The 18278-nt window shown below is 35.9% G+C and carries 14 protein-coding genes and 1 pseudogene; 5 read left to right on the top strand and 10 right to left on the bottom strand.

What is annotated here, in order from left to right; translation table 11 throughout:
- Positions 1-549: 549 nt before the first annotated feature.
- The 4 genes from NAG76_14715 to NAG76_14700 form a co-directional block, all read right to left on the bottom strand.
- Entirely contained in the window at positions 550-1506 is a 957-nt protein-coding gene (locus NAG76_14715; protein ID URN96849.1) for an HD domain-containing protein, read from the bottom strand.
- 14 nt (positions 1507-1520) lie between these two features.
- Entirely contained in the window at positions 1521-3047 is a 1527-nt protein-coding gene (locus tag NAG76_14710; GenBank protein URN93088.1) for a UvrD-helicase domain-containing protein, read from the bottom strand.
- On the bottom strand, positions 3040-4803 hold the full coding sequence (locus NAG76_14705; GenBank protein ID URN93087.1) for an AAA family ATPase: 1764 nt from the start codon (positions 4801-4803) through the stop codon (positions 3040-3042). The genes NAG76_14710 and NAG76_14705 overlap by 8 nt, the downstream gene beginning before the upstream one ends.
- Before the next feature lie 1061 nt (positions 4804-5864).
- On the bottom strand, positions 5865-8477 hold the full coding sequence (locus tag NAG76_14700) for an adenosylcobalamin-dependent ribonucleoside-diphosphate reductase (GenBank protein ID URN93086.1): 2613 nt from the start codon (positions 8475-8477) through the stop codon (positions 5865-5867).
- A 336-nt stretch (positions 8478-8813) separates the two neighbouring features.
- Here NAG76_14700 and NAG76_14695 point away from each other — a divergent pair, with 336 nt between their 5' ends.
- The 3 genes from NAG76_14695 to NAG76_14685 all read left to right on the top strand — a co-directional run bounded on the left by NAG76_14695 (position 8814) and on the right by NAG76_14685 (position 12582).
- Positions 8814-10547, top strand: a complete 1734-nt coding sequence (locus NAG76_14695; GenBank protein ID URN93085.1) for a DEAD/DEAH box helicase — start codon at positions 8814-8816, stop codon at positions 10545-10547.
- A 132-nt stretch (positions 10548-10679) separates the two neighbouring features.
- A complete protein-coding gene (locus NAG76_14690) occupies positions 10680-11606 on the top strand; it encodes a YqhG family protein (protein ID URN93084.1) in 927 nt (308 codons plus the stop codon).
- A gap of 121 nt (positions 11607-11727) precedes the next feature.
- On the top strand, positions 11728-12582 hold the full coding sequence (locus NAG76_14685; GenBank protein URN93083.1) for a hypothetical protein: 855 nt from the start codon (positions 11728-11730) through the stop codon (positions 12580-12582).
- Positions 12583-12587: 5 nt separating this feature from the next.
- Here the strand turns inward: NAG76_14685 and NAG76_14680 are convergent, their stop codons facing one another.
- Positions 12588-12782, bottom strand: a complete 195-nt coding sequence (locus NAG76_14680) for a YqzE family protein (GenBank protein URN93082.1) — start codon at positions 12780-12782, stop codon at positions 12588-12590.
- A gap of 205 nt (positions 12783-12987) precedes the next feature.
- On the opposite strand from NAG76_14680, the gene NAG76_14675 reads away from it, so the two are divergent.
- A complete protein-coding gene (locus tag NAG76_14675; GenBank protein URN93081.1) occupies positions 12988-13767 on the top strand; it encodes an N-acetylmuramoyl-L-alanine amidase in 780 nt (259 codons plus the stop codon).
- Here the strand turns inward: NAG76_14675 and NAG76_14670 are convergent.
- From NAG76_14670 to NAG76_14650, 5 genes and pseudogenes are all read right to left on the bottom strand, one after another.
- Complete coding sequence (locus tag NAG76_14670) at positions 13744-14547, bottom strand: divergent polysaccharide deacetylase family protein (protein URN93080.1); 804 nt, start codon at positions 14545-14547, stop codon at positions 13744-13746. The two genes, NAG76_14675 and NAG76_14670, sit on opposite strands and share 24 nt — an antisense overlap.
- A 522-nt stretch (positions 14548-15069) precedes the next feature.
- Positions 15070-15222, bottom strand: a pseudogene (locus NAG76_14665) (zf-TFIIB domain-containing protein).
- Positions 15223-15355: 133 nt separating this feature from the next.
- Positions 15356-15571, bottom strand: coding sequence for a hypothetical protein (locus NAG76_14660; protein ID URN93079.1), 216 nt, complete (start codon positions 15569-15571; stop codon positions 15356-15358).
- 335 nt (positions 15572-15906) lie between these two features.
- Complete coding sequence (locus NAG76_14655; GenBank protein URN93078.1) at positions 15907-16233, bottom strand: hypothetical protein; 327 nt, start codon at positions 16231-16233, stop codon at positions 15907-15909.
- A 76-nt stretch (positions 16234-16309) separates the two neighbouring features.
- Positions 16310-16882: a xanthine phosphoribosyltransferase gene (locus NAG76_14650; protein ID URN93077.1), complete on the bottom strand. Its 573-nt coding sequence runs from the start codon at positions 16880-16882 to the stop codon at positions 16310-16312.
- Between the two features lie 317 nt (positions 16883-17199).
- On the opposite strand from NAG76_14650, the gene NAG76_14645 reads away from it, so the two are divergent.
- Entirely contained in the window at positions 17200-18237 is a 1038-nt protein-coding gene (locus tag NAG76_14645) for a hypothetical protein (GenBank protein URN93076.1), read from the top strand.
- Positions 18238-18278: the final 41 nt, after the last annotated feature.

The following is an 18278-nucleotide window of genomic DNA, read 5'->3' as shown; positions in this document are numbered from 1 at the left end:
AAACATTGATGATAGGTTAAGTAACCTATATCAACGATAGTCTATTCCAACACGAATTACTAGAAAATCTCCAAATTTTTTTAAAAAAATGCCCCATAAATAGCAAAGTCAATATTCTCACACAATCAGTATCGCAGCACCCATTGAATTACTAAATCCACACCCAACGTACAAATGAACAAATTGGCTTGCAGCTTGAAATGAATTATGACGCTCTCTAGACGAACCACATCCTTCAAACAATCGTGCGAAGCATCATTAGCATCTCCAAACAGGTAAATGCGGATCTTAGACACTGCTTCTCAACCGACAACACTTATATTTTGAACAGTAGTCACATCTCATTTTCGAATCATCAATATTACCGACTCCACCTGTGTGGAGTGCTCAGTATGCACAAACCTTATACGATGTGCCTCTAACAATAAAAGCTTGACGACCGAACTTTAACGGCAGTCAAGCTTTTATTTAAAACAATTGGTTTCATCATCCATTTATCAAAACCTAAATTTCAATTATCTCTAAACTACGCTATTGTGTATTTGTAATTTAAAGTTTTAAACGAAATATTGATTTATTCTCTAGACCTCTGATTATAGGAGTCCATAACTCAGATTCGGATGTGGTGTCTAAGACATCTTCAACCATTTGTAACTTAGCATCTAGTACATCAATATAATGAAGTGCAACTGCTTCAGCCATTTGAGGCTGCACAGGACTTCCCCACTCCCCTAAATTATGATGGGAGAGAACTAAGTGCTGTAAAGCGAGTACTTGATTAGAATCAAGTGAAATGTCATATTTTATAGCCGCTTCAACAATCCAATTTGATGCCATAACAATATGCCCAATAAGCTTCCCTTGATTACTGTATTCTGTAACAATACCTAATTGTGCATTCATTTCTTCAGGCTTAGCAATGTCATGAAGAATTATTCCCGCTTTGATTAAGTCGTCATTTAAGAAGGGTCGTTGCTTACAAATGAAATCCCCGATTTCTAACATGCGGACAATATGATATGCTAGCCCGGCAAAATATGCGTGATGATGAGTTTTAGCTGCTGGATATTCCATCAGCTTATCTTCAACTTTTGTAACGCAATGTAATACTATAGTTTTAATATCCCGATCAATGATTCCGTTAACTGTATTCTTAATTGTATGTACTAGGTCAATCGAACGTATGGGTGCCGATTTTACGAAATCCGTTAAAGAAATACCATCGTCATCTCCTGCTTTGCGAATTTTAGTAACTTTTACTTGAAGTTTTTCCCTGTAAGTTTGAACGATCCCTTGAATCTTGACTAACTCCATAGGAAAAATGTCTTCTTTTTCTTGTGCGGTCACATCCCAATACTTTGCCGAAATTTCACCACTTGAATCCAAAAGTACAATATCAAAATAGTCTTTTGCAGGGATGGTATTGGTTTGTTTTATCTCAAGTTCTTTCAACAAATAAAAGCCTACAAACTCTTCGTGAATCTTCAGTTTATTTATAAGAATAATATTCTCCTCCATTATTATAATTTGTATTCAACAAGTTTTTTTATATCCAAAATATTAGCTTGTATTGCAACTTCCTGTAGATAATTAAAATAATTTGTATTGTCATTAAACATAATGAATTTTTCTTTCGCCCTTGTTATACATACATAATGATTTTGCAAATTTTCATTTTCATGAATTTTATAATATTTAGAAAAACTGATGACCTGATCAAATTCCAAGCCTTTTGAAGCGAATACAGTCATTACTTTATGTTTTTTCTCATTTATTTGAAAAGCCATCTCATACTTACCTTCACTAATACTCTTGTAGAATTTTTCTGACTCATCGATATTAATAGTAATACCTAAAAATGACGCTAAGTTAGAAAGTATTGAACTCACCATTTCTGGTGATAACTTACCATTATTTTTGAGTCCTCTTATAATCTGATAAACTTCAATTCGAGTCTGACTTCTTTCGTCAATCCCAGTCTTTTCAATAAAATCATATATAGAATAAATAGGATTCTTTGTAAATAAAGCAAGTTCCCACAATAGATTCCCATTTGGAAGTCCATCTTCGATAGGTGTTTTAGGAATAAAAACAAAGTCATATCCGGCTTCCATTAATAACTCAGCTATCCTTTGAGCATCATTATTAATGTTTGCAATTATTGTGATTTCTTTTTTTAAATCTAATTTTTCTTGATCAACTAAATCTTCGAACTCATCTACAAAACCTGAAAAACCGGAGCGGTTATTACTACTGTATTCCTTAATAATCACATTTTTTACGTCATCATTTGCTTTATAATAGTAGTTCGGGTTATGAAAGATGTTTGCAAAGTTTTCAATCTCTTTATGACATCTAAAATTTTTAACAAGTTCATACACTATAAAATTTTCATTTACTAATAATTGAAAGATATTTTCTTTTGCACCTCTCCATAAATATATTGCTTGTTTCGAATCTCCAACGATAAACAACTTAATATTAAGTTTATTTTTCAAAAACATAAAGAATCGATGCATATCCTCGTCTGAATCTTGGTATTCATCGATGAAAACAATTGCATATTTTGATTTAATATATTCTTGTGCTGCAACGGAAGATCCTAAAACATTAAGAGCAAGTTTAAAGTTAAAGTTCTTCTTAATATCTCGAAAACTACCTAAAATCTTATTAATTCTTAATTGTTCCAATCCCGAATCATAATCTTGAAATTTATAATCATTTCCATATTCAATCGTGTAATTACTATCATAATCATTACCGATAGCATCCTTGATAAACGGTCGAATTATTTCATGTTCAATGAAAGAATCATTTGTCATAACAACAAAAGGTTTATTAACCTGACCTGATGCTTTTTTTTTAATTTCCTGCGTTGCTTTAACAGTAAATGTAACTGCAGCAATTGTGCGATGATCGGCTATTTTATCAATTTCAATTGCCATCTTCTTTACCATTATTGTTGTCTTTCCGGATCCTGCGCTTGCTGATACCATTATGTTTCCATTATCGGTCAAGATACCATCTCTTGCTTCTTGATCAATCAAGTTCATGTGGCACCAACTTTCTTAAAGCTTTGAAGAGGGGATGCTTTATTATTTTAAGGCAATCTTCTTTAGTTAACTCGTTTGTCAATTCTATCATATTCAATAATTTATAGTCTTGGAGATACTTAATAGGATCAGAACCTAGTATTTCCTTCATCCGTATATCAATAGCATCAAAGAGATCATGTTCTAAGTCGAGTTTCGAAAGATAAATATCTTCATTTACCAATTGTTGTATTTTATTGTTGTATTGGGTGTATAGTGCTAATTTTTTATCTTTTATCATTTGATTTTTCATCGTACGCGTCCAGTTACCATTAGCAAGGAAGTAATCTATTTCTACAGGATCTAGACTTTCTACTTCTGACTCTTCTGATTCAAGATCTAATAGATTTAAACATCTCTGGAGCCCTATTAAGTCAAAGATTTTAGGTTGACCTTTTTTTGCTTTAAGATCATTATCTGTTTTCACAATCGCAGTAATATTTAACCCCCTAAGTACTTTCACATATGGTCTAAATTTTATTCCGTATACATCTAAAATATAACCACCATCTAATTCAAATGTAGGATGAACTTCTTCTAATATTTTTTCAAACAATGCTTTTTCTGACGGTCCTTCTACTAAGAGTACTTTTTCAGCAAAAAGGGCTGTTGACAATGACCTATTAAGTTCTTTTTTTACGTTTTTATACTCGTCATCCACTTGGTAAATGTATGATTCACTTTCTGTATAACCCTTAGAATAAATCCTAATTAGCGATGCCTTGTCCATTTCATATAATAATTCAGCTGAATGCGTTGATAAAAAGAAATAGTTATATACTTTTGAGTTAAATAACTGTTTTGATAGTGCAATTTGCATGGACCTATGTAAGCTATTTTCAGGCTCTTCAATGAGATATATAATAATTCTATTTCCTTCTTGGGATTTAATAAGGTGATTTAACAGTGAGTAAGCTAATATTTTCTTCCTGCCATCACCAGATGTTGGATATATGTTGTCGTCATTATCCTTCTTAATATAAGGAATTAAGTTCGTAAAATACCCGTTAATTGAAAGTTCTGATTTCATCTCAATGCTAATATTTTCCGTTTTCAATTTTTTGTATTCTTCAGTAATCGTTGTTTGAAAAGCTTGAATTAAATTCATACTGCTGATTTTTCCATTTAATTGCGTTCCTAACTCCTTTATTTCGTTTGAAATAACAATATCGTTTTCATCAAGTTTAGTTTGGTCAAATAGTCTATTTCTATTTTTTTTGAACATCGCATCTAAATCTATTGTTGGATCTATATAGACCACTTTAAATAATTTGTCCAAAACATTAATTATTCCATCTTGGACTATCTCCTCAAGTTCATCAAAATTATTTCCCCAAAATAATTTAGGAAGCCCTATTCCTTCACTCATGTCAAACACGCCTTCTACTTGGAAATAGAAGGCATCCAGTTCGTCACTTGTTCTGGCCCCGCCTACTTTGGAAATGATATGTTTAGAGTCATCATTAGAATCACGATCTGACAAGTCAATACTAAGAGTTATTTTAATTACTTTATCAGTCTGATTTTTAAAAAAATCAGTCTCTCTAAAACCATTTTTACGTACATCTCTGTCTAACAAAAATCTAAGAGCATACATTAAATTTGTTTTACCCATATCGTTCATACCAAAAATAACATTTTGATTTGCTAGTTTAATATCTGTTTTAATAAAATTCCTAAAATTCTCCACAATTAAACTTGTAAGCTTCATAGTATCCTCCTGTGCCTTTTACGATAATGATATTTCATTTTTTTATTTTTTTCCACATATTTCCGAAAAATATTAGATATTACATTTATAAAACTGTATCTAGTCCACGCGAGAGACTATCATACAAAGCAGAAAAAGCCAAACACAATCATATAGTGTTCGACTTTTTAGGTAGACGAAAATTTGAATCCTTACCGCATTAAGGTACAGAGAGCATCTTGCTGTATAATGATACTATGTGAATGAAATATTCAACCACTCCGTCTATTCGACGGAATCAATATCAATATCAATATAATGACTTCTTATTTAAGAATATCCATCCATTCTTACATACTTTAAGGCATGCGTAACCTCGTTAATTTTTCATTGAAGAAAGTGATTTCTAGAATCATGATGAAGTTCCAATCCTGGTTTCATTATGAAAGACTCTAAATATTCAATTAGATATGCAATTAATTGTATTTCTTCCATTTATAACTTACTTTCAACATGTTCCTAATTCAAAATTCTACCTCTTCTTAAATCTATTTCCAACTTCTTCTATGTTTATTTTTAATAAGGTCCTCAAACTTATGAATGACTGCTGTTGCATTGATTTATCGGACTTGCTTAATTCGCCAACCTTACCTGTCATCTTAGATATGTTACGATTTACCTTCGTGTTTGCCCTTTTATGAGATTTGATTATTATTTGATTGTTTTCGTCAGCATCAAATATAACAAAACAAGCGATCAATCGAGATAAGGTTTAGCCTACCTCTCAAAGACCGCTTGTTTCTAGACGCAAACTTAGTTATAAAATCATTTTATCATTCTCCATCAATTTCACCAAAGACCAGGATTAACAATATATTATTTATTCTATCTGTAAAGCATACATGCGAATTATTATTCATCCTATTGCATAAATAAATATATAATGAATATTTATACATTATGTTGAATACGTTGCTATTTTAGCATTTTTCATGAGCCACCTTTGTCATCAGTTGTGGACGTTTTGGCAGCTTTCATGATCCATCACAAACAACTTCACTCAAAAAGAGACATTACACTACTCACCCACATTTACTATAGCCACATGTGCTACACTGCTTACATCCCTCAATATTGATCAACGACGCTGATCCACAAGACGGACAAAGATCAATTCCATCATGTGCTCCACCATGTTGATGCACAGCACTTGAGGCAGCATGCGGTACGAGATCCTCTGTCAGAAACTCCCCCGCAAGCTCCATTTGTTCATATTCCGGCTCAACATCTTTTGCTTGTAAATGCATTTCTAATGCCTTCGCCACTGCATCAGCAATCGATTCTACTCGATTATTACCAAATCCTATTGCACCAGTGCCGCCGATCCCTTTCAAATGTTTAATGAGTAACGCAACTTTATTACCATGATCGCCATAACGTAAGAACAATGAGCAAACTCTGCCTAGCGCTTCTGCCATCGCAAATACATCTGATCCCGCTTTACCAACGATTAAGAAAATTTCTGAAGGAACATCATCGAGATCATTAATAGTAATGTACGCCATACCAAGTGGCGTATTCATGCGATACGTTGCTCCTTTCAATACTTGTGGACGACGTTTATATTGACGATCTTCATTATTAGTAGCAACTACTTTACCACTTGCACCAATTGGCCCATCAGAAAGACTATTTAATGAAACAGCTTGTTTCGCTAAGCTAGTAATCGCATCTGTCTCAGGCTCTGCTGTAACAACCTTTTCTTTCTTCGCTTCATCCTTGCTTGGTGCGGTAGATAATACTTGAACGTCACGACTACCATCACGGTAAATTGTTACCCCTTTGCAACCTAGCTCATACGCCATCTCATATAATTTTTCCGTTTCCTCAACTGTAAAGTCATTAGGACAGTTAGCAGTTTTGGAAATAGAACTATCCACCCAACGTTGAATCGCTGCTTGAACACGAATATGATCTTCCGCTGTAAGCGTCATTGCTGTTACGAAGTAGTCAGGTAAATCCTCATTCGGATGAGAATCGATCCATTGCTGAGCAATGGGTACATACTGCACATCAAATCCTAGACGACTTTGACGATAATATTCGAATGCAAAATAAGGCTCTATTCCTGTAGAAGTTCCTACCATTGTTCCTGTACTACCTGTTGGTGCTTGTGTAATTACTGTTACGTTTCGCATCCCTGTTGCTTCGATTGCTGCTTGTACTTCTGGGAATTCAGCAATAATGTTTTTCATAAATCCGCTTTGCAAATACAGCTCACGATCAAACGCTGTAAAGCTACCTTTTTCTGCAGCAATTTCAGCTGAAGCTAGATATGCTGCTTTTGCGATAAAACCATATAATTTATCTAGAAAAACTAATGATTCCGGTGATCCATAACGAACTTTCAGCTTAATCATCAATTCAGCGAGACCCATTGATCCAAGACCGATGCGACGTTCTTTCTTCTGATTAAGCTCATTCTCAGGGAAATGATATGGCGTTTTGTCGATTACATTATCAAGGAATCGTACAGACCAATTCGTCACTTTCGCAAGTTCATCCCAAGCAACATCATCATTCTCTTCATCATAGAACTTGGACAGATTTATAGCAGATAAGTTACATACTCCCCATGCAGGTAATCCTTGTTCACCACACGGATTAGTAGCAATAATCGGATTAAAGTACCAACTGTTAGACATATTATTGTAGCGTTCCATAAATACAACACCGGGTTCAGCTGATTTCCAAGCAGATTCAATAATAGCTGACCATACTTCACGTGCTTTAACCGTCTTATGAATGATTACTTTCTTACCTAGTGCCTTCCATGCAGTTAGATCGCCAGCCCATAGATCATCGTATCCATCTTCTGTCGTATCAGGGAATACAAGATCCCAATCACTATCATGTTTAACTGCTTCCATAAATCCATCACTCACACATACCGACAAATTCGCATTCGTGATCTTACCCATCGACTGTTTCACTGTAATAAATTCTTCTATATCAGGATGCCAATCATTGATCATTAGCATTAATGCACCGCGGCGACTACCACCTTGTTCGATTAATCCAGTTGTATAACTGAACAATCCACCCCAAGATACAGCACCACTTGATGACCCATTGACACCAACAACGACTGCTCTTTTCGGACGTAATGAAGATAGATTAATACCTACACCACCACCACGAGCCATTATCTCTGTCATTTCTGTTAATGTAGACATAATACCGCCACGACTATCCTTCGGTGATGGAATGACGTAACAGTTGAACAATGTTAATTCTTCACTTGCCCCTGCTCCAGCAGCAATACGTCCACCAGGAACTAATTTCCAATCATCTAATATATATTGAAATCTCTCTTGCCATATTGCTTGCTTGTCCTCTGCTTCAACAGATGACATGGCGCCAGCCAGTCTTGACCACATTTCTTTGGGAGTTTTCTCTATCGTATGAGTAAGTTTACTAATCGTGGATTGAACAACGTCACCATTGCGCATTTTCACTTCAACTTGATCACCTTGACGTGACAATATTTCGCCCGCTTCCTTTACAGGAAATGCAAGATCATCCTTCAGTAGCACTAGTACAGTGTCACCAACTTCTACTTTTGAAGCCTCTGCATTTTTACGTGCGTATCTATCCAAAAATATTTTCTCACTTAATCCTTCCAACCGGTTCATATCAGTCACTCCTCTTCTCCATTACTATATGTAGTAACAAAATGATTATACCACACTATATATAGTTTAAAATTTTAATTTATGAAATTTTTATTACAGGTACATTAATTACATATAGAATATTTTTTATCCATAAATAGAGTGCTTAACATTATAAATCTGACCTATTTTAGATCAATGAGTCAATGATTAATGTCACTTAGGTCCAGCGATTAAGCTACCCTACTTAAGCAGAGATTATGTTGTTGATGTTTGGGGAATACTAGAAATAGAAATTAAAAAGTCTTCTTTTTGAACTACCACTAGCATTTATTATCACATATTGAAGGAGTACCTATGAACAATCGTCTCATACCCTCACAGCCAGAAGAAGAAGTCGTCCATAAGCTTATTCATCCTGCGGTTCAAACGACTTTCGAGCGACAATGGTTCCAACAGTTACAACAACGTATCGAACATAATGGGCCATGGGATCAGTGGGCTATGTACCAATTAGCGATGGAAGCTAAGCAAGCAACCATTATAGATAGTTTCGAAGAACTACAATGTTTACGTTCGCTTCCCACACTAGAACCAATGCCACATCAATTGGATACAGCTCAGCGAGTGTTACATGAAATGGGCGGAAGAGCAATTTTAGCCGATGAAGTTGGATTAGGAAAGACGATAGAAGCTGGACTTATATTGAAAGAATATATCGTGCGTGGACTTGTAAAACGCGCGCTTATTCTTGTTCCTGCTTCATTAGTATTGCAGTGGGTACGAGAATTGAATCAGAAATTTGGTATCACTGCTGTCGCGCAAAAAAAAGCACATACTTGGGGTTACGATATTGTTGTCGCTTCTATCGATACAGCTAAACGTGATCCGCATCGTGAAACGGTACTTGCAACAGATTACGATCTCATCATTATTGATGAAGCGCATAAATTAAAAAACAAAAAAACGACTAATTACCAGTTTGCTACTCAATTGAGTAAAAAATATTGTCTATTACTTACTGCAACGCCGATTCAAAACGATCTGGATGAGTTATTTAATCTTATATCTCTATTAAAGCCAGGTCAGCTAGGTGCCCAGAGTGATTTTACTAGCAACTATGTTGTCGATAAACGAATTCCGAAAAATGAAGACCAGCTTCAAGATGTTCTCTCGTCTATTATGATTCGTAATCGTCGTGGTGATGGAGGTATCCATTTTACGAAGCGTATTGTGAAAAACATTACACTACAACTGTCTGCTGAAGAACAAGCACTATATGATGCAGTAACGAACTTTGTAAAGCAACGAGCGCAAGATGACAGCATAGATATGAGTAGCATGTTATCTCTAGTAACGCTTCAACGGGAAGTTTGTAGTAGTCGTGATGCTGTATTTCTTACTCTCGTCAATATGTTCAAAAAAACAAGCGAAGAATCACCGTTGCGAGCACAGATTTGGGATATTGTTGAGAAAATTCGTAGCATTACTTCTAACTCAAAAGCTGATAAAGCACTAGAACTCATTCAAAATTGCGAGGAAAAAGTGATATTGTTCACAGAGTATCGTGCTACTCAAGAGTATCTTTTACAATTTTTCCAATCACATGGCATCACTGCTGTACCTTATCGTGGTGGTATGAACAGAGGTAAAAAAGATTGGATGATGGATCTATTCCGTGGAAATGCTAGAGTACTTATCGCAACAGAAGCAGGAGGAGAAGGAATTAACCTACAATTCTGTCACCATATGATTAACTTTGATCTTCCTTGGAATCCAATGCGCGTGGAGCAACGAATTGGACGTGTTCATCGTCTTGGACAAACGCATGATGTTCATATTTTCAATCTATGTACACAAGGAACAATCGAGGAACATATTTTGCATCTATTACATGAGAAGATTAACCTTTTTGAGCTTGTTATCGGTGGATTAGATCATATTCTTGAAAAATTAGAAAGTCGTGACGGTTCGATCGAACAGCGTCTTGCCAGGGCAATTCTAAAATCTCAAGATGAGAAGCAACTTCAAGAAGAGCTGAACGTCATTGGAAGTACGATTCACGAATTGAAACAGCAAGTCAAACCGTAAACTTGAGAATTTTTATTACTGAGAAGTTGCTCATAGTAGTTATATGAAAAGTTGGATTTTGCTTCCGATGCAACTTTTCATTGCGGAGAAGTTGCATCGGAAGGTTCAATGAAAAGTTTTAGGAGGGTCACTATGAACAGCAAAGAGATTCATCGATTTGTACAGCGATATTTAGAAGCAACGCAATGTTCTATTCTCGAAAAATCGCCGTATCATTTCAAAGTAAAGCTATCTCCAGCAGCAGATCGTGAATTAACGAATCGACATTATTATTGGAGCTTTATTGATCGTGTCAATGAAACCCCACAAACGATGAGCTTTCTATTCGTAACCGACGATGATAAATATAATGAACTAGTCGAATCCACTCCGGTTGTAGAGCCAGTAGCCAAAACAGTTGAGGAGTCAAGCTTTGAAAGAGCGTACGGACTTGTCCCGAAACCTATTGCACGTGTGCCTAGAGAACATCTTCATTATGGCTCTGGTCGTCTTGAGCAACTCTTTCAATCGACCCAAGACAACGGCAGCTACGTTTGCCTATTTCAAGAACTAAGCGCAAAGGCACTTCATCCCTATGCCTCCAGACCATATACTGTATGGCTTGGTGTTAATTACTGCGTTGAGTTCAGTTCAGACCGCAAACGAGAAGAAATTCATAGTCTTGGCATATCGCTTGTAACAGGTCATTGTGTTGAGTCATTTCAAGATCGTCTAGAACAGATTAAGCTCTCTCCTCGCATTCCGCCCAATATTCATATCGCAAAAAATGGTATTGCTTATGCAAAAGCTTTAACCATTGCGGAGCAAACGATTGAGCGTAAATTAAAAAATTATGACTATCGCTGGGCAGAAGATGCTCAAGGGAGACTAGCCGAAGAACTTGCCAGATTAGCAAGTTATTATGAACCTATGATTGAACATGCACAAGATGATGAGCATCGTGAGAATATACGAAGCATCATTCATAAGCGTGAAGAAGAAATTCGTTGGCAATATGAACCTAGAATCACTGTATCCGTCATAAACTGCGGATTATTTCATCTAGATGGCATTGATTAGTGGCTATATGACGACTTATTCATCTTATCGGCAAAAATAGAACTCAGGACAATGCATACTGATGACAATTTATAACAGTCTTCTTGAAGCTTGTCCACTATACTTCTAATGAGGTGATATCATGCATAAAAATCCATTATTTAAAATGATCATTCGAGTGATGATCGCTTTCCTGCTATGTAGTAATTTATCTATACTCGCATCCGTAACTATTCATGCTAAAGTTCAAGCACTGTCCGTTAAAGATCAAGGAGAGTTATGGGTTGATGAACTATCCAATCAACCTGATTTTGCAAATTGGAAAGAAGCTGAGCTTACGATATCTCCACTCGGCCCGGGAACGCATAGTTGGTTAATGTTAATTCAGCACAGTAAATTAGGGAACATCGGATATATGGTTATACACAGTGATGATAAAGGTGGCTATGTACTCGGGGAGTACGGGTTAGGATCGGATGACTCACTACAATACTTATCTTCTAATAGATACCAATTACGTTATTACGATCCATTGCATATGGTCGTATCGCAACAAGTGAACAAGACCAATCAGTATTTCGAACCATTTTCATTGGAACAATATGACATAAGCTCTAAACATTTAATTGCTGCAAAAGTTTCCGCACAAAAACAAATAAGGCATGGATTAGTATTCTCGCATGCCTTATTAACTGGTTATGAATATCAAACATATTTTGCTCCTTATGATGTTATGCCTTGGTTAACAACAACAGCACTGAATTCCGATTTCGAGAACGATACTTCGATTGAAAATTTGATCGAGTTCGGTAGTCAATTACGTTATACTAGCTCTATCTGGAGTGATCAGATCGAAACGATCTACTCCGTAACAGGTTACCACGAATGGGAATTATTTGATCTATATATTGAACTACAACAAGACGATGAAAATTTGAAACGATTCATTCCATTTGATTATTTACTGCAACAAGGCAATTTTTACGCACCACAGTAATGCCATTATTGATCTTTTTTCTTTATCCACATTAACAGAGATGCTCCACCGACACCAAACCATTTCGGTAGCCATTGCTCTTTTGTAGCTTTGGCTTCTTTTTTTGCCTGTCTACGATCTGCAACTGGTGTTTCGATATACTCTACAAACTGTTCTGTTATATACTGCACATATTCTTGGCCTGTTATCTTACCCATCATCCATTACCTCCTAATCTTATTGTTGCATAGTTTGATTAATCCCTCTGTATGCAAGAAGTCACTTCGAAAGCATTAATTAATCTTTTTTAACTTTATACTTTCAGTATGACCCCTTCCTACCGTCACCATTCATGAATGAAACTAATCAATACGAGCCATCCTATAGCAATATTGACTTGATTGGTCGAAGAGAGGCTGGAATAGCATGAAAAACCAAAGCTTACTACTTAAGATTTTACTAAGTTCTCTCGTAGCAATAATCAGCTGGTCCTCCAATACAACACAAGCTTCATACATTAATTCACCAGTAGTTGCTGAAGAGGATAGCACTTTGTTGCATAACGTAGATGCTGAATTATTGAGATTAATCAATGTAGATGGTCCATATACAGAAATTATGTTTCCTACAACAGCTGTAATTATCGATGCAGGCCATGGAGGGATAGATGGTGGTGCTTCATACCAAAATATTCTAGAAAAAGATATTAATTTGGCTGTTGCCAAAAAGTTATACGCCATTTTACAAAGTAATGGTATCCCAACCATATTGAATCGTACTGATGATTATGCATTAAGTGATGAAAATGATTGGCATAAAACGTCATCACGACATCTTAAAGATTTATCACAACGTATGGGATTAACTCGTGAGATTGAACATGTCATCTTCATCAGCTTACATGTTAATGCTACTACTAATACTAGAGCAAACGGACCACTTGTATTACATCAGCACACAGGAGAAAGTGCATTGTTAGCAAACAATATCCAAGCTCCTATGAATGACTTATTTGGAACATCTAAACATGTGGTTCCAGTAAAAACTTTCTATTTGCTCAAATTCATAAAAACTCCTGCAGTGCTAGTGGAGTTAGGTTTTATTAGTAATGCTGCAGATCGCGAGCGGCTAGTAACAAGTAGTGAACAGTCAAAAATCGCTTCAGCAATTGCAAGTGGAGTGTTACAATATCTCTGGATCAATTAAGCTATGAAGTATTAATTCACTTACACGAACGAGCTGTCCACGTTGTGCAAATTGTGGAATTGCCCGCAGTATTTCACTTGACGTGTATTTACCCGCTGCACCAACATGTCCAATCATGACCGTAATTTGTTGACTTTCCATACGAGCATATGCTAACTGCATTTGTTTGTGTACATGCTCTGCGCTAGCGACATCATCTAGAAACATCTGATTTTCAGCATAAGGTACTCCCAACTCCGCAGCTACCTTGGGAACAACGGATTTGTATGCAGTTTTACTATCCAAATAATATAAATTACGTTCTTTACACACTTGTAAGACGACGCGCATAATCCGTTCGTTGGTTGTTATTTTTGAACCCATATGATTATTCATTCCAACAGCATGAGGAACATTGTCTATAGCTTGTTCAACTTTTTGCCGTATTTCTTCATCTGTTAGATCTGCTGTTATAGCTCCAGGACCTAACCATTTCCTTAACCCTTTGTTTGGTTCCATTGGCATATGGACGATAACTTCATGGCCAGCTTTGTACGCTGCTTCAGCATCCTGTGTTGAAGAAGGTAGAAAAGGCATTACCGCTACCGTTATTGGAATATTTAGTTTTAAAATCGCTTCTGTTCCTTCCATATTGTTTCCTAGATCATCTATGACAATTGCCATTATATGCGTACCTGATGTTATGTTCTCACTATATACTTTCTCTTGGTCTTCCGTATAGAACGACAAAGCGATCATGAGTGCAGTTATACCAATTGAAATTCTTTTTCCCGTCTTCATTATCTAGTCACCTTTCATATTCGCAAAATATGTCATTATGTTGTCCTATTTCCAGTAGCTTATGTATGCATACAAAAAGAAGCAGGATTAGAGATAATATTGCATCTCTGATCCTGCTTCATAATCAATATTTAATTCACTGGAGCTTAATTGGTTTAGCTAGAATTCGTCCAATTATTAGAACAAATCTTCAAACACACTAAATACTGTTTTTTTCTTTTTCTTGTATGGACGGCCATACTTATCATATCCATATTTACTATCGTCATGTTTGTAACTATCCTTGTTGTAAGGTTGCTGATAATTTGACTGTTGATAGTTCGGTTGTTGATTATGCTGTTGTTGATAATTTGGTTGAACGTGACCATAATTCTGTTGATTATAAGGTTGTTGAGTATATTGTTGTTGATTGGAAGACTGTTGGTTAAAAGATTGTTGATTTGCCCTTTGCTCATTGGGATTGTAAGATTGATCTATTGAAGTTCTTGGAAGTTGAGCAGCTACTTGAGATTGTAATTGTTCAAATTCTTCTTGAGTCTCATTAATACTTTGCATTAACTTCTCTAATTCACCACGGTCAAGCCAAACACCTTTACAACTAGGACAAATATCAATTAATACTCCACTTTTCTCAACTTCTCGTAACGTGACTTGATCGCATACTGGACATTTCATACAATCACCCCTGTAATTTTTGGTTAGCTTCCTATTCGATGCCAATTAAGCTCCCAGCAGTACTTCGTTTTCAAGGTTTTTTTGAAATTCCCCTAAAATTACTTTTATATGACAAGAAGCTTATTATCAGTAATTAATTCACGATTGATGGTCTTTCTTCTGTTGCAGCAATATATACATACTCTCTGCTCAGTTTAACAACTCGTCTACTTTTCTTACGGATCATTACACAACTATCGTCCCAGGCAACAACAATACCTTGAACATCATTACTTTCAAGATTATCACGAACTACACGTACCGTTTCACCTGAAACACGGTATTCATTCAACTGATCTTCAGATATCATTTCAAACCTCCTAAAACTTTTTGTAGCTATTTAAGCTACTTCTTGATGACAAAAAGTTACTTCGTAAGCATTGACCTAACTTTTTGTAGCTATTTGAGTTACTTCTTGATGACAAAAAGTTACTTCGTAAGCATAAACCTAACTTTTTGTAGCTATTTAAGCTACTTCTTGATGACAAAAAGTTACTTCGTAAGCATTGACCTAACTTTTTTTAGCTACTTAAGTTACTTCTTTATTTACGTTCCATCACATATTAAGTTACAGGATTTGTTTGCATTTACAAAAAAGTCTCAATGAACGCTTCGAAGCGTATCATTAAGACTTTCTCAATCTATTTATTCATTAATTGCGTGATCTTTGGAATCTATCGTTTCGTACCATTCATCTAATACCCGAGAAGACATAACCTGTTTCTCAATATAGTCAACTTGCTTATCAGTAAACTGTTCTTTCCATTCACTTGATAATTCGTTGCATAACTTAACAATTGTAAGTAATTCAGACCATGCAACGTATCGTTTATACCAGAAAAATTGAGGATGCTCCAGCATATAAGGATATAAGTCATCAAATTCTGTATGCTTACAATCTAGTGCACGTTCGAAAGAAATTTTTGCACTAGTAATCTTTTCATTTAAGAATTGTTCAGTAATATGTTCCATTGCTTACGCCTCCCCTTGGTCTTACTTCTATTATATAAGATGAACAAACTTAATCACAACTAAATTCGACTGGAAGTTAATCTTTGAATATAACTTCTCCTGAATTTAGAGATGCAATTTTCACAAGTGATTCCACACGAACACCTTGCTCGCGGAAATAATCTGCTCCTGCTTGGAAAGATTTTTCTACAACAATTCCCATCCCTATAAGCTCAGCACCTGATTGTTCAATAATTTTCACGATACCACGAGCTCCGTCACCATTCGCGATAATATCATCTATGAACAAAATTTTATCAGTTTCACTTAAAAACTGTTTGGAAATAACAAGATCGGAAACCATTCCTTTAGTGAATGAAGGTACTCTTTCAAGATATGAGTTTGGATCATTAATAACGGTTTGTTTACGTCTAGCAAATACTAATGGTACTCCCAATTGTAATGCTGTAGCAAATGCAGCCGGAATACCTGAAGATTCAATAGTCAACACTTTCGTAATGCCCTCATTAGCAAAACGTGAAGCAAGTTCCTTACCCATATCCATTATTAGCGAAGGATCGACTTGTTGATTGATGATGGAATCTAATCTCAAAATATCATTTGTTACAATCGCAGATTCCTCTAAAATTCTTTGTTTTAATTGTTCCATATAAATCCCTCCGCATTCAAATAAACGTTCAAAATCGTTTACAATCAGTTCATGATTTTGAATTCCCACCAGTTTCTCTTTTACGTAAAATAACACAGGATCGCTCTTCTAGCAAGTGAAGTCGTCACATCTACAAATATTTGGTTGTTTCCTACAAGCAAAATCTCATTACCTTGGCACAAAAATCCAATGCTTGTCATGCTTGTCTATTTCACTTCATACAATAATAAAAGTGAATGTTCAAAGTTCGCTTTTTGAACTACCTCTTCCAATAGAGGTACTACTTCTTAAAATGAATGTTGAAGTGAGGGAATCTTATGAATCGACAAGATTGGATCAAATCGCTACAGATCGCGGCAATTTATATGGGCACGATTGTTGGAGCTGGATTCGCGACTGGTCAAGAAATATTACAATTTTTCACTAAGTACGGCCAATGGGGAACTGTCGCAATTATAGGCGCTACTTTCTTATTTATATGGCTTGGTAATAAAGTCATGCTTTTAGCCCATCAAATCAAGGCAAAATCTTACGAAGATTTGAACATTGCTTTATTTGGACAACGATTTGGCTCATGGATCAGTATATTCATGCTTGTCGTCCTTCTTGGTGTATCAGCGGTGATGTTAGCAGGTGCTGGGACTGTATTTTATGAAAATTGGGATTTGCCATATCAGTTAGGTTTAATCTCAACTTGTATCGTCTGCTTCTTCATACTACGAAAAGGTTTAACTGCCATTATCGCTGTAAATTCCATCGTTGTCCCCATTATGCTTGTCTTCACATTTATTATCTTTTTCGATACGTTAGAAACACCTTATACAAGCAACTTTCTACGTGCACATACCGATTTCCCACTGTGGACGATAGTTAGTACACCATTCCTATACACAGCCTTCAATCTGTCACTAGCACAAGCTGTTCTAGTTCCAATCGGAGCACAAACATCTAAGCCAAGTATCATTAGATGGGGCTCCATCATAGGTGGTCTAGGAATCGGCTTCATGCTTATGGTTGGACATATCGCATTGTCAGCACATATGCCAGGAATTACTCAATTTGCTATCCCAATGGGTGGTATTGCTAGAAGCCTTAGTCAAGTTGTATACGTCATCTATATTTGTATTATATTTGCTGAAGTATTTACTACTTTACTTGCTGATGTGTATGGGTTAGCATTACAGATTCACGAAAGATCTAAGCTCTCCATTAATCTAATCGTTATGTTCACTCTAATTCTGTGCTATTTGCTAAGTCAGATCGGGTTTGGCGTTCTACTTTCGACGCTATATCCGTTATTTGGTTTTATTAGTCTAGGATGGTTTTTACTCATTGCTATCAAAAAACTGACCTGACTAGATTTTAACTTGATTCAGCATTCGACTGACTTCAAATA

It is taken from the genome of Candidatus Pristimantibacillus lignocellulolyticus (assembly GCA_023639215.1).
GTDB lineage: Bacteria > Bacillota > Bacilli > Paenibacillales > Paenibacillaceae > Pristimantibacillus > Pristimantibacillus lignocellulolyticus.
The sequence above is the reverse complement of the archived record's forward strand: the minus strand, read 5'-3'. Positions and strand labels throughout refer to the sequence as shown.